At 68.9% G+C, this 13,525-nt stretch carries 11 protein-coding genes; 6 read left to right on the top strand and 5 right to left on the bottom strand.

What is annotated here, in order from left to right:
• The 3 genes from V6M51_RS00195 to V6M51_RS00185 all read left to right on the top strand — a co-directional run.
• Nucleotides 1-133: hypothetical protein (locus tag V6M51_RS00195; protein ID WP_332763606.1), on the top strand; the 133-nt coding region annotated here is incomplete at its 5' end.
• Nucleotides 130-1,110: a small ribosomal subunit Rsm22 family protein gene (locus tag V6M51_RS00190; protein WP_332763602.1), complete on the top strand. Its 981-nt coding sequence runs from the start codon at nucleotides 130-132 to the stop codon at nucleotides 1,108-1,110. The genes V6M51_RS00195 and V6M51_RS00190, both read left to right, overlap by 4 nt.
• 111 nt (nucleotides 1,111-1,221) lie before the next feature.
• On the top strand, nucleotides 1,222-2,205 hold the full coding sequence (locus tag V6M51_RS00185; protein WP_332763600.1) for an NADP-dependent oxidoreductase: 984 nt from the start codon (nucleotides 1,222-1,224) through the stop codon (nucleotides 2,203-2,205).
• A 9-nt stretch (nucleotides 2,206-2,214) separates the two neighbouring features.
• Here V6M51_RS00185 and V6M51_RS00180 read toward each other — a convergent pair whose 3' ends face one another.
• Nucleotides 2,215-3,180, bottom strand: coding sequence for a LysR family transcriptional regulator (locus tag V6M51_RS00180; protein WP_332763598.1), 966 nt, complete (start codon nucleotides 3,178-3,180; stop codon nucleotides 2,215-2,217).
• Nucleotides 3,181-3,301: 121 nt separating this feature from the next.
• Here V6M51_RS00180 and V6M51_RS00175 point away from each other — a divergent pair, with 121 nt between their 5' ends.
• From V6M51_RS00175 to V6M51_RS00165, 3 genes are all read left to right on the top strand, one after another.
• Nucleotides 3,302-3,961 (top strand): glutathione S-transferase family protein, encoded by a 660-nt coding sequence (locus tag V6M51_RS00175; protein ID WP_332763596.1) that lies wholly within the window; start codon nucleotides 3,302-3,304, stop codon nucleotides 3,959-3,961.
• Nucleotides 3,962-4,021: 60 nt separating this feature from the next.
• Nucleotides 4,022-4,714: a hemerythrin domain-containing protein gene (locus V6M51_RS00170; RefSeq protein ID WP_332763594.1), complete on the top strand. Its 693-nt coding sequence runs from the start codon at nucleotides 4,022-4,024 to the stop codon at nucleotides 4,712-4,714.
• Nucleotides 4,715-4,787: 73 nt separating this feature from the next.
• Complete coding sequence (locus tag V6M51_RS00165; RefSeq protein ID WP_332763593.1) at nucleotides 4,788-7,601, top strand: M16 family metallopeptidase; 2,814 nt, start codon at nucleotides 4,788-4,790, stop codon at nucleotides 7,599-7,601.
• A gap of 145 nt (nucleotides 7,602-7,746) precedes the next feature.
• Here the strand turns inward: V6M51_RS00165 and V6M51_RS00160 are convergent, their stop codons facing one another.
• The 4 genes from V6M51_RS00160 to V6M51_RS00145 all read right to left on the bottom strand — a co-directional run bounded on the left by V6M51_RS00160 (nucleotide 7,747) and on the right by V6M51_RS00145 (nucleotide 13,502).
• A complete protein-coding gene (locus V6M51_RS00160) occupies nucleotides 7,747-9,045 on the bottom strand; it encodes an Hsp70 family protein (RefSeq protein WP_332763591.1) in 1,299 nt (432 codons plus the stop codon).
• A gap of 93 nt (nucleotides 9,046-9,138) precedes the next feature.
• Nucleotides 9,139-11,427, bottom strand: a complete 2,289-nt coding sequence (locus V6M51_RS00155; RefSeq protein WP_332763590.1) for an NADP-dependent malic enzyme — start codon at nucleotides 11,425-11,427, stop codon at nucleotides 9,139-9,141.
• Between the two features lie 103 nt (nucleotides 11,428-11,530).
• A complete protein-coding gene (locus V6M51_RS00150; protein WP_332763589.1) occupies nucleotides 11,531-12,826 on the bottom strand; it encodes a S41 family peptidase in 1,296 nt (431 codons plus the stop codon).
• Between the two features lie 52 nt (nucleotides 12,827-12,878).
• A complete protein-coding gene (locus V6M51_RS00145; protein ID WP_332763587.1) occupies nucleotides 12,879-13,502 on the bottom strand; it encodes a TetR/AcrR family transcriptional regulator in 624 nt (207 codons plus the stop codon).
• Nucleotides 13,503-13,525: the final 23 nt, after the last annotated feature.

Genomic DNA, 13,525 nt, shown 5'->3' with positions numbered 1-13,525 from the left:
GACCCGCTCGGGCAAGATCATGCGCCGCATCCTGCGCAAGATCGCCGAGAACGACCTCGCCAACCTGGGCGACACCTCAACCCTGGCCGACCCCGCCGTGGTCGACGACCTGGTCAAGAACCGAGAGGCGTGACCCCGGACCTGCCGCCCGCCCTGCGCCAGGCCGCCGACCGGCTGCTGGAGGGCGTGTCGCGCAAGGGCCTGGCCGAGCAATCCGCCCGGATCTCGGCCCAGTATCGGGCCGGCCAGACCTCCGCCGGGGTGGTGAGCTCGACGGCCGACGCCACGGCCTATGTCCTGACCCGGCTGCCCGCCACCTATGCCGCCGGGGCCCATGTGCTGGCGGAGGCCGCGCGGATCGCGCCGGACTTCCGGCCCAGGACCCTGCTCGACGCCGGAGCGGGACCCGGCGGCGCAAGCTGGGCGGCGCTGGAGACCTGGCCCGCCATCGGGGCGGCGACCCTGCTGGACTCCAACCGCGCCTTCCTGGAGATGGCGCAAACCCTGGCCGCCGAGGGGCCCGCCGCCCTGCGCGACGCCCTGCGCCTGCGAGGCGACCTCACCGCGCCCCAGGACTGGCCCGCCACCGACCTGGTGGTCGCCAGCTATGCGCTCGCCGAGATCGCGCCGGCTCGCCAGGCCGAGACCATAGCGGCGCTGTGGGCGTCCTCCCTGGGCATGCTGGTGCTGATCGAGCCCGGCACGCCCGCCGGCCACGCCCGCATCCTGGCCGCCCGCGACGGGTTGATCGCGGCGGGAGCGACCATCCTCGCGCCCTGCCCGCACCACGCCCCCTGCCCTCTGGTCGCGCCCGACTGGTGCCATTTCGTCCAGCGCCTGCCGCGCTCCCGCGACCACCGCCTGGCCAAGGGCGGCGAGGTCCCTTTCGAGGACGAGAAGTTCATCTACCTGGTCGCCGCCCGCGCCGGGGTCGCCCGCCGCGAGCCCCGCATCCTCGCCCCGCCCAACACCGCCAAGCCCGGGATCACGTTCAAGCTCTGCACGCCCGCGGGGACCGTCGAACCCCGCTTCGTCCCCCGCCGCGACAAACAGGCCTACGCCATCGCCCGCCGGCTGGACTGGGGCGACGTCCTGCCCGGCGCGGATTAATTCGAACGCGCGTTTAAATTCGCTGGCGGAACCTGGGTGACCTTGCGACAACTGCGTCCAGGCCCATCCGCATTTCCGGGCCGCGCCATAAGAATCCCAAGGGAGGCCATTATGCCCAAGAGCCGCGAAATCCACCTTGTCGCCCGTCCGAAGGGCCTGCCCGCCCAGGACGACTTCGTCCTGGTCGAAACGACCGTGCCGGACGCCGCCGACGGCCAGGTGCTGGTGGAAAACCTCTACATGTCGGTCGACCCGGCCATGCGCCCACGGCTGACCGCCGGCCAGGACCTCAACGTGGCCATGATGGGTGGAGCCCTGGGCAAGGTGGTGCAATCCAAGCATCCCGACTTCGCGGTCGGCGACCTGGTCTCCAACCGCCTGGGCTTCCGCGAGTTCTTTGTCTCCGATGGCAAGGGCCTGACCAAGCTCGCCGCCGATCCTGACCTGTCGCTGACCGTCCACATGCATGCGCTCGGCATGACCGGCTTCACCGCCTATGGCGGCCTGTTGCACATCGGCCAACTCAAGGAGGGCGAGCAGGTTTTCGTCTCCACCGCCGCCGGCGCGGTGGGCTCGGTCGCCGCCCAGATCGCCAAGATCAAGGGCTGCTACGTGGTGGGCTCCACCGGCGCGGCGGACAAGGCCGCCTGGCTGAAGGACGAGGTCGGGCTGGACGCGGTCATCAACTACAAGGAGACCCCGATCCGCCAGGCGCTGGAAGACGCCACGCCCAAGGGCATCGACGTCTATTTCGACAATGTCGGCGGCGACCACCTGGAGGCCGCCCTGCGCCGGATGAACACGCTCGGCCGCATCCCGGTCTGCGGCTTCATCTCCGGCTACAATTCCGGCCACTCCAACGTCTCGAACCTGTCGAACATCATCTATTCGCGGGTCATGCTGCGCGGCTTTGTCGGCACCGACTTTATGCACCTCTACGGTGACTTCCAGCGCGACATGGCCGGCTGGCTGAAGGACGGCAAGATCAAGTACCAGGAGACCATCCTGGACGGCATCGCCAATGCGCCCAGCGCCCTGATCGGGCTGATGGAAGGCCGGAATTCCGGCAAGATGCTGGTCAGGCTCGCGGGCTGATCGCGGCGATCAGGCCTCTTCGGCGAGGGCGGCCCGAGCCTCGGCGACATACCGCAGGTTCGCCGCCTGAACCGCCTCGCCCCGCGCCTCGTAGGTCCGGCGAAGAGCCGCGAAATGGGGCGCCAAGAAATCGATGAAGACGCGCACCCGGCGGACGTCCTTCATGTCGGCTCGGACCATGACGTAGACCGCCGAGGCCATGCCGGCGATCTCCATGCAGCGGCAAAGCTCCGGCTCCTGGTCGGCGGCCATGACGGGCAGCGGCGCGATCCCCAGACCCGCGCGGCTGGCGACCATCAGGTTGGTCAGGCTGCTCGAGCGGGTGTGCACCTCGGCGTCCGGCGCCTGGGCCTGTATCCACTGCATGACCGGCATCATCGCCAGGCTGCCCTCTCCGCCGATCAAGACATGGCGGCCGAGGTCCTCCGGGCGCGTCGGGATACCGTGGCGGATCGCATAGTCGCGGCTGCAATAGACCGCCCAATCGACATCGGAGAGTTTCCGCGAGATCAGGTCTGAGTCGGCCAACGGCGCCGCCGTGCCGCGGATCGCCACATCGGCCTCCCCCTTGTCCAAGTCGAGGAAGGCGTCGGTCACCAGAGTGTCGATCCGGATCTCGGGATAGAGCCTGCGGAACTCCATCAGGGCCGGAGTCAGGAACGCGTTGCCGAGGATCTCATTGACGGTCACGCGCAGGGAGCCGGCCATGCCCCGCTGCAGGGCCTGCGCCTGGTGGGCGAAACCCTCGGCCGCCCGTTCCACGCCGTCGGCGTCGGCGACCAGAGTCTGGCCGGCCTCCGTGAGGCGGCTGCCGGATTGAGTGCGCTCGAACAGCTTTAGCCCGAGGTTCGCCTCCAGCGCCTCGATGCGGCGGGCGACGGTCGTCTGGTTGATTCCCAGGACCTTGGCGGCCGCCAAGGTCGAGCCGCCGCGCGCCACGGCCAGAAACGCTCTCAGGTCATTCCAGTCGAACATTCGGCCACTCTGCATTTGCGCAGAACCCCCCTGCAAGAGTGCTGATTGATGATCGTCGGCGGCAAACCTATTCCCAAACCAAGAAGCCGCCGCCCACCGATATCCGAAAAGCAGATCCGGAATGAAACTCTACTGCGATCCCATCTCCACCAGCGCACGCCCCGTCATGCTGTTCGCCGCGGAGTCCGGCATCGTCCTTGAACGGGCGCACGTCGACCTTATGACCCGCCAAACCCGCGAGGCGCCCTATCTGGCCGTCAATCCCAGTGGGGTCGTGCCCTATCTGATCGACGGCGACTTCCGGCTGGGCGAATGTACGGCCATCCTGCGCTACCTGGCCCAGACGGTCGGATCGCCGGCCTATCCCGCCGACCTCAAGGCGCGCGCCAAGGTCGACGAGGCGATGGATTGGTTCGCGACCAACCTTCACCAGTACTTCTGCATCTTCACCCTCTACCCCAATTTCGGCCTGCCCCACGGCGTGAGCGAAGTCCTGGCCCAGGAGATGATCGCGTTCGGCCAGGCGCACGCGCCGCGCTGGCTGCAGGTGCTCGATCGCGACATGATCGGCGACCGCGCCTTCGTCTGCGGCGACCAGATCAGCCTGGCCGACTATCTGGGATCGGCCTTCGTCACGCTGGGCGAAGCCGTCGCCTACGACCTGGGGCCCTATCCCAACATCCGCCGCTGGATCGCCAACATGAAGGCGCTGCCCGCCTGGGACGCGACCTATGCCGGTTTCAACGGCTTCCTCTCGGCCCTGCGTTCTCAGGCGGCCTGACGTCCCCGCACGCCGACCCCACCCAAGCCCGTCGCGTTTCGCGACGGGAGGAGAACCCTCATGTCTTTCATCCAAGCCAAGCCGCCCGCGACCCACGACTTCTACGGCCCAATTCACAAGGGGATCCGGCTGGCCCTGTCACGGATCCTGGTCCGCCTCGGCGCCGCCGACGGTGACGACCCCGAACTGGGCGAGCTGCTTGCCGACCTCCGCGCCCAGTGCGCGATCTCCGCCCACCATCTCGACAACGAGGACGCCGAGGTTCACCCGGCGCTGGAGGCTCGCGCGCCGGGCTCGACGGGGCGGCTCGCCCAGGCCCACGCGCATCATCGCCAGGCGTTCGAGGATATCGAGACCCTGATCGTACGGGTGGAGCTGTCGGCGCGCGCCGAGCGCGCGGACCTGCTGAAGGCCCTCTATCTGCGCTTCTCTCTCTTCGTCGCGGAGGACTTCGCTCACATGGCCGAGGAGGAGCAGCTCTTCCTGCCGATCCTGCAGGGTCTGTTCACCGACCGTGAACTCATGGAGATCGAGGACAGAATCATGAGCGCGACCACGCCGGCCGATCTGGTCGCCCACGGCCGCATCGTCTTGCCGGCGGCGACCCGGCCGGAGCGCATCGCCCTGCTGGGCGCCATTCGCGCCACCGCCCCGGCTGAGGCGTTCGCTGGCCTGATGGAAGCCGCGGCGCGGCCCTCCCTGTCTCCCGCAGATTTCCGCCACCTTTGCGCTGGGCTCGGCGTCGCTGCGTAGATGACAATCCCGTAAGCTTTCCACGGGCCGCGCCGGTGCTAGGGTCGCGGCCTCTCGCCATTGGGAAGCGTCCATGTTCCGCACCGCCGTCCGCGCCTTCGCCCTGACCGTGACCCTGGCGCTGGCGGCGCCCGCCGTCGCCGCCGATACGGTCCCGCCGATCGTCTACAAGGAACGGACCCTGGCCAACGGGCTGAAGGTCTATTCCTCGGTCGACAAGGCCACGCCCAATGTGACGGTGCAGGTCTGGTACGGGGTGGGGTCCAAGGACGATCCCGTTGGCCGCTCGGGCTTCGCGCACCTGTTCGAACACATGATGTTCAAGGCCACGCGCGACATGCCGTCGGAGACCATCGACCGCATGACCGAGGATGTGGGCGGGTTCAACAACGCGTCCACCTATGACGACTTCACCAACTATTACGAGGTCGTCCCCGCCAACCATCTGGAACGCCTGCTGTGGGTCGAGGCCCAGCGGCTGGGGGCGCTGGTGGTCGACGAGGCGGTGTTCAAGTCCGAACGTGATGTGGTGAAGGAGGAGCTGCGCCAGTCGGTGCTATCCCAGCCCTACGGCCGGCTGATGTACCTCTACCTGCCCCAGGCCAGCTACACGACCCACCCCTATAAGCGACCGGGCATCGGCTCCATCGAGGAGCTGGACGCCGCCACCATCGACGATGTCCGCGCCTTCCACGCCGCCTATTACCGGCCCGACAACGCCGCCCTGATCGTCATCGGCAATTTCGACGAGGCTGAGCTCAACGCCTGGGTCGACAAGTATTTCGGACCACTGAAGCGCCCCGCCGCCCCGATCAAGCGGGTGAGCGCCGTCGAGCCGCCGCGCGCCCAGGCCGGGGTGTTCGAGGGCTACGGCCCCAATGTGCCGCTGCCGGCGGTGGCCATGACCTGGCACGCCCCGGCCGCCTCCAGCCCGGACGCCGCGGCGCTCACCGTGCTCGACGCCATCCTGTCCTCGGGCAAGTCCTCGCGACTCTATGACAGCCTGGTCTATGAGCAGCAGGTGGCGGCCGACGTCTTCTCCGACGCCTCCCTGCCAGAGCAGCCCGGCATGGTGATGGTCGGCGCCATCCTCGCGGGCGGCAAGACCATCCCCGAGGGCGAGAAGGCCCTGCTGGCGCAGGTCGCCAAGCTGCGCGACGCCCCGCCGACGGCGGCCGAACTCGCCGAAGCCAAGAACGAGCTGGTCACCGGCAAGCTGCGGGCCCGCGAGACCATCGACGGCCGCGCCTTCGCCCTCGGCTACGCCCTGCGCACCGCCGGCGACGCCGCCCTGGCCAACCGCGAACTCGCCGAGCTGCAGGCGGTCACCGCCGCCGACGTCCAGCGGGTGGCGCGGAAATACCTGACCGACAACGGCCGGATGACCATCCGCTACCGGGCCGAGACTGACCGCCCCGCGGGCCAGGCCGACTCCACGCCCAAGCCCCCGGTGGTCGCTTCGGTGAAATATGCCGGCGAGATCGTCACCCTCGCCCCCGAAGGCCAGCGCGCGGCGCCGCCGCCTCTGGGGACCCCGGTCAGCCCGGTCTTGCCCCAGCCGTCGGAAAAGACCCTGGCCAACGGCCTGAGGGTGATCGTCGCCAAGTCTTCCGACCTGCCCCTAGTCACCGCGGACCTCACCTTCAGGACCGGAGCCTGGGCCGATCCCGACGGCCTGGCCGGCGCCATGGGCATGACCGCCGGCATGCTGACCGAGGGCACCAAGACCAGAGGCGCGCAGGAGATCGCCAGCCAGACCGAAGCCCTGGGCGCGTCCCTGGAAGCCGGCGGCGGACAGGAGAGCTCGTCTGTCACCCTCAATGTCATGCCCGAGAAGCTGCCCGCGGCCCTGGCCATCATGGCCGACGTTGCGCGCAACCCGGCCTTCAAGGACGAGGAGCTGGAACGCCAGCGCAGCCAGGCCCTGGACGGTCTGTCGGTGGCCTACCAGCAGCCGGGCCAGCTCGCGGGCTTCGCGGCCTCGCAGGTGGTGTTCTCGGGCACCGCCTTCGGCCATGTGGCCACGGGCACCCCGGCCTCGTTGACCCGGCTGACCACCGCCGACCTCGCCAAGCTGCACGCCGCGAGCTTCCGGCCCGACAACGCCATCCTGGTCCTGACCGGCGACATCACCCCGGCCCAGGGCTTCGCGCTCGCCGAAAAGGCGTTCGGCGATTGGACGGCGCCCGCCGGTCCGCCGCCGGCCCGGGTCGGGGTCACCCCCAAGGCGCCGCCGCGCGCCGTGGCCATCGACCTGCCCGGAACCGGCCAGGCGGCGGTCACCGTGACCAAGGCGGCCATCTCCCGCGCCGCGCCCGACTACTATCCCGCCATCGTCGCCAACTCGGTGCTGGGCGGCGGCTATTCCGCGCGGCTGAACCAGGAGATCCGCATCAAGCGCGGCCTCTCCTATGGCGCCAATTCACGGCTGTCGGCCCAGCGGACCACCGGCCTGTTCCGCGCCGCGGCCCAGACCAAGAACGAGTCGGCGCCCGAGGTGCTGGACCTGATCATCGCCGAGCTGAAGCGCCTGGCCGACACCCCGGCCGGCCCGGAGGAGCTGAAGGCCCGTAAGTCGGTGCTGGTGGGCGGCTTCGGCCGCGAGCTGGCCACCACCGGCGGCCTGGCCGACATCCTGGGCAACCTCGCCCTCTACGACCTGCCCCTGGCCGAGATCGGCGCCTATACCGGCAAGGTCGAGGCGGTGACCCCCGCCGAGGTCCAGGCCTTCGCCAAGACCAATCTCGACCCTGCCGCGGCCAGCGTCATCGTCGCCGGCGACGCCAAGGCGTTCCTGGAAGGGCTCAAGACGCGCAAGCCGAACCTGGAGGTGGTCCCGGCGTCGGACATCGACTTCGATCGGGTGGATCTCAAGAAAGCGAAGTAGCCGTTTCCCTCCCCTTTATGGGGAGGGACGGCGGCGCAGCCGCCAGGGTGGGGAAGTCCGGCAATCTGCGTCGAAGCTTCGGAAAGCCCCACCCTCGACCGCTACGCGGTCTGCCCTCCCCATAAGGGGGAGGGAAAAGAAGACGCTACGCCCGCCGCGCCCACTTGGTGAGGTCGCGTTCCCGGCCCATCAGGGCCAGGCCGGAGGCGATGGACTCCAGCTCGCTGCCGGTCTCGATCTTCTCCGCCGGGAAGCGGCGGTGGAAGATGTCGCGCACCGCCGGCACCAGGGACGAGCCGCCGGTGAGGAACACCCGGTCGACGCCCTGCGCCGTGAGTCCCGCGTCGGCCAGGGCCTCGTCGACGGCGGTTTCGATCAGGGCGAGCTCGGGCGCGATCCAGCCCTCGAACTCGGCGCGCGCCACCGGGCGGCGTATGGCGATGGTCCCGGCCTCGAAGGCGAACTCGGCCCGCTCTTGCGTCGACAGCGCCTCCTTCAGCCGCGAGACGGAGCGGTAGAGCAGGTAGCCATAGTTCTCGTCGAGGGTCTCGACCAGGCGGGCGATCTTCTCCGGCTCGACGGCCTCGCGGACCAGTTTGCGGATTTCGCGCATCTCGCGGCTGGCTCGCATCAGGGCCAGCTGGTCCCAGCGGGCAAAGGTCGAATAGTAGCGGTTGGGGATCGGCAGGACCTTGCCGAACGAGGTGTAGGACGAGCCCTTACCCAGTTCGGGTGACACCACATTGTCAATGATCCGATAGTCGAAGGCGTCCCCGGCCACGCCCACGCCGGAGCGTCCCAGGGGGGTGGAGACGATCTCGCCATTGGCCCGGGAGAAGCGGATGATCGAGAAGTCGCTGGTGCCGCCGCCGAAGTCGCCCACCAGGACGGTGGCGTCCTCGGTCAGCTCGCGCGCGAAGAAGAAGGCCGCGCCCACCGGCTCGTAGGCGTAGAGGATCTCGTCGAAGCCGAGGCGCTGGAAGGCGATCTCGTAGCGCTGAAGGGCCAGTTCCTCCTTCGGCGCTCCGCCGGCGAAGATCACCGGCCGGCCGACAATCACTCGCCTGGGCAACTCGGCAAGCTCCGAGCCCGCATGGTCGCGCAACTTCAGCAGGAAGGCCGACAATAGGTCCTCGAACTGGTAGCGACGGCCGATGATCTGGGTCTCGGTGAAGCTCTCCGAGGCCGCGAAGCTCTTGAAGGACTGGATGAACCGCGTCTCCAGCGGGTCCTCCACATAGGCCTCGATGGCCCAGGGCCCGGCCTCGACCGTGCGGTCGGACGGATGCTCGGGCGGGGCGTGGAAGGAGAGCGCCGAACGGAAGGCGAAGACCTCCTGTTCTGGCGCGGGGAACCTGACCAGATGGGCCGGTCCGTCGGCGCCTGCGAGCGCGACGACCGTATTCGTCGTGCCGAAATCGATGCCGATGCTGAGACCGGTCATGGGTCGCGCTCCTGTTCGAAGGGGTGAGGACGACGGATCGCCCGCACCCCTCAGAGCGGACCAGCCGTTAGGTCTTGTGCGTGCGCACGGACATCAGCTCTGGGCCTCGACGATGTCTTGCTCATAGGCCGCCAGCGTCGCGGCCTGGAGGATCCGCGAGACGCTGGCCGACAGCGGGGCGATCTGCACCGACTTGGAAAGGCCCAGCAGGATCGGTCCGATCACCGTGCCGCCCCCAAGGGCTTCGACCAGCTGAGTCGAGATGGCCGCCGAATGGATGGCCGGCATGATCAGCACATTGGCCGGGCCCGACAGCCGCATGAACGGATAGTTGCCGCGCTTCTCGGGATTGAGCGCCACCTTCGGAGGCATCTCGCCCTCGTACTCGAACTCGATCTCCATCTCGTCCAGCATGGCGACGGCGTCGCGCACCTTCTCGGAGCGCAGGCCCATGGGATTGCCGAAGGTCGAATAGGACATGAAGGCCACGCGGGGCGTGTAGCCCAGGATCTTCACCGCCCGGGCCGCCTCGCAGGCGATCTCCACCAGTTCCTCGGCCTCGGGCATCTCGGTGACATTGGTGTCGGCGATGAAGAGGGTGTGGCCCTTCGACAGCACCACGCTCATGCCCATGATCCGGCCGTCGGGAGCCGGGTCGATGACCCGCAGCACCTCTTCCAGCACCTGATCGTAGGAGCGGGTGACCCCGGTGACCATGCCGTCGGCCTCGCCCAGCGCCACCATGGAGGCGGCGAAGGAGTTGCGGTCCTGGTTGATCAGCCGCTGGACGTCGCGCTTCAGGTAGCCCTGGCGCTGCAGCCGCGCATAGAGGAAATCCACGAAGTCGGGATTTCGATCCGAGAGCCGGGCGTTGACCACCTCGAGCTTGGACTCGGCCGGGTCCAGGCCTGCGGCGAGCATGTTCTCGCGCACCAGCTCCTCGCGGCCCACCAGGATGGCGTGGCCGAGGCCCGCGGCCTCGAAGGCGTAGGCGGCGCGGATCACGCTGGGCTCCTCGCCCTCCGCGAAGACCACGCGCTTTTTCGGGGCCTTCAGCACCGCGCCCTGCAGCTTCTGGAGGAAGGCCGCCGTGGGATCGAGCCGCTGGGCCAGGGAGGCGCGGTAGGCGTCCATGTCCGGGATCGGCTTGCGCGCCACGCCTGTGTCCATCGCCGCCTGGGCGACGAAGGGCGGAATGTACCAGATCAGCCGAGGATCGAACGGGCTCGGTATGATGTATTGCGGGCCGAACTTCAGCTGCATGCCGTGATAGGCGGCGGCCACCTCGTCGGGTACGTCCTCGCGGGCCAGCATCGCGAGCGCATTGGCGCAGGCGATCTTCATCTCCATGTTCACCCGCCGCGCCCGCACGTCCAGCGAACCGCGGAAGATATAGGGGAAGCCCAGGACGTTGTTGACCTGGTTGGGGTAGTCCGACCGGCCGGTGGCGACAATGGCGTCGGGGCGGACCGAATAAACCTCTTCCGGGGTGATCTCCGGATCGGGATTGGCCATGGCGAAAATGATCGGCTTGGGCGCCATCTTCTTCACCAGCTCGGCGGTCAGGGCGCCCTTCACCGACAGGCCGATGAACACGTCGGCGCCTTCCAGGGCCTCGGCCAGGGTGCGCTTGTCGGTGTCGACCGCATGCGCGCTCTTGTACTGGTTCATGTCGTTGGTGCGACCGCGCCAGAGCACGCCCTTGGAGTCCACCGCGATCACGTTGCTGGGCGTCAGGCCCATGGCCTTGATCAGCTCCAGGGTGGCGATGCCCGCCGCCCCCGGGCCGTTCAGCACCACCTTCACGTCCTTCAGATCGCGGCCGGTGATGTGGCAGGCGTTGATCAGGCCGGCGGCGGAGATGATCGCCGTGCCGTGCTGGTCGTCATGGAACACCGGGATGTCGAGCAGCTCCTGCAGCTCGGTCTCGATGCGGAAGCACTCGGGGCTCTTGATGTCCTCGAGGTTGATGCCGCCGAAGGTGATGCCGATGTTCTTGACCACCGTGATGATCTCGTCGGGATCGGTGGCCGAGACCTCGATGTCGATGGCGTCGACGTCGGCGAAGCGCTTGAAGAGCACGCCCTTGCCCTCCATCACCGGCTTGGACGCCAGGGCGCCGAGATTGCCCAGGCCCAGGATCGCCGTGCCGTTGGAGATCACCGCCACCAGGTTGCCCTTGGAGGTGTAGTCGTAGGCCGCCTCCGGATCCTCGGCGATCTTCAGCACCGGCACCGCGACCCCCGGAGAATAGGCCAGGGAGAGGTCGCGCTGCGTCGCCATGGGCTTGGTCGCGGCGATCGCGATCTTTCCGGGCGTCGGGTATTTGTGGAAGTGCAGCGCTTCTTCGTCGGTGAAGGTGCGTTTTTCAGCGTCGCTCATAGGCGCGGCGGTTCCTTCGGGCAGGCTTGGATTTGGAGGCCGCCAACCTATAGAGCGCGGCCCCGCGCCACAACCACCCCACGGAAAGCTTCGCCGTCCTTTCTCAAGGCTGTCCCGGAAGCGTCCGCGGCTGGCGTGCGGCCGAGCCGTCGGAGCCCATCGAGACCAGGGCGGATGCGGGACCGGCGCCCGGCGTCTCGAAGCGGATCCGCCAGGTGGGAGCGCCGTCGACGGCGAACAATCCAGGCTCAGCCAGCGGGTCGAGCGCGGTCGGAGGCCGGCGGCCCTGGCGCAAGACCAGCCGGTCGCCCGCCAGGGTCACGGCGTAGGGGCCATAGTCGCCGGCGTAGCGCGCCAGGACGGTCGGACCGGTGGGCCGCGGCTTGTCCAAGGCCTCGAGGATCCAGCGGACCTCGGTGGCGGCGGGCTCGGCCAGGGGCGCCTGGGCGATGCGGCGCAGGGCCAGGATCTGGGCGCGAACCAGGGCCTGATCCGGCGAGGCCTCAACGTCGGGGACGACTCCGGTTCCTTCCCAGTTCGCTCCCGTTATCGGATTGACCGGCGAGCCGCTGGAGACAAACACCTGCAACCCGTCGCCAATGGGATTGACGCCGCCGGGATTGGCGCCGCCCGCAGAGTGATCGCCCACGATGGTCGCGCGCCTGGCGGCCTGAAGGGTGTAGGCGAAGCTCTCCGCCGCCGAGCCGGTGCGACCGCTCACGAGGATATAGAGCGGAACCTCCAGGCGCCGCGCGCCGCGGATCTCGGCGGTCGGCCGCTCGTAGGTGTCGGGGCCGCGACTCTTGAAGGTATTGTAGATATCGGCGCCCGGCGGGACGAACCAGCTCGCCAGGTATCCGACCATGGCAGGCGAGCCGCCGCCGTTGAAGCGCAGGTCGACGATCACCGCGTCGGTCCCCGCGATTAGCGCCATCGCCGCGTCCGCCGCGGCTCGCGCCGGGCCGTCGCCCTCGAAATGGGCGAACTGGCGCAGGTCGATATAGCCGATATTGCCGGGCAGGACCTGGACGGCACGGAAGCCGTAATTGATCCGCCGCGCCGCCGCTGCGGCCTTGGCGGGGTCGAAGGCGGGACGGTCCGGCGCGCCGGCCTGCGAGGGCGACCAGCTCACCTGGAAATGGCCGTCCTGGGGCTTGAGCCGCTCGGTGAGCGCGCCGGCGAAGTCGCGGGGGTCCTTCAGGCCGTCATAGGCGCCTTTCGCGGCCTCGGCCCGGAGCTCATCGGCGATCCGTCGGCCCTTGGTCTCGTCGAAATACTCTTGCTGGATGGCCGCGGCGATGGCCTCGGTCCGGGCGCGCGGATCGATCGGCGCGGGCTGGGCGAGCACCGGCGGCGCGAGCGCCAGGGCCATGACGGCGGCGGCCAACAGGGTCTTCATGGGGCGGTGCCCTCCAGTGGATATCGCCAGCTTGGCGCCAAGCTTGACCGATTTAGGGCCGCGCGCAGATCAAGCCGACGCCGGCCTCGTAGATCGCCCTCAAAGACGCCTCGTCGGCGCCGGTGCGCGCGCGGACCGCCAGGGTGTGCAGGATCGCCGTGGCGATGCTGGCCAGGGCCTGGGGATCGGCACCCGGCGGCAGTTCGTCGGGGCTGGCGGCCAGGCGGGCGGCGAAGGCCGCGTCCAGCTCGCCGAACACCTGATCCAGAAGTTTGCGGACCTCCGGATCGGCGACGCTCTCGGTCACCGCCGTGCCGATCAGGAAGCAGCCGCGCTGGGCCTCGCTGCCCGAGCGGTAGATGGCCGAGGCGCCCGCATAGATGGCCAGCAGCACCTCGCGCAGGGGGCCGGGCGCCGACAACCCCAGCTCCAGCCCCGCCAGCATCTCCGTCCGCGAACGCTGCAGGGTCGCCATGTAGAGCGCCTTCTTGTCCCCGAAGGCCCCGTAGAGGCTGGGACGGTTGAGGCCGGTGGCCGCCGACAGGTCGTCAAGCGAGGTGGCCGAGAACCCGTTGCGCCAAAAGGCGTCGCGCGCCTGGCGCAGGGCCGTCGCCGGGTCGTAGCCTCGCGGCCGCCCCCGCGGCTTGGCCGATCCCGATGGTTCTTTTTGTACCACTTCGCAGTAAATCCTTGACGACG

The sequence above is a fragment of the Phenylobacterium sp. genome, assembly GCF_036677185.1.
Taxonomy (GTDB): Bacteria; Pseudomonadota; Alphaproteobacteria; order Caulobacterales; family Caulobacteraceae; genus Phenylobacterium.
The sequence above is the reverse complement of the archived record's forward strand: the minus strand, read 5'-3'. Positions and strand labels throughout refer to the sequence as shown.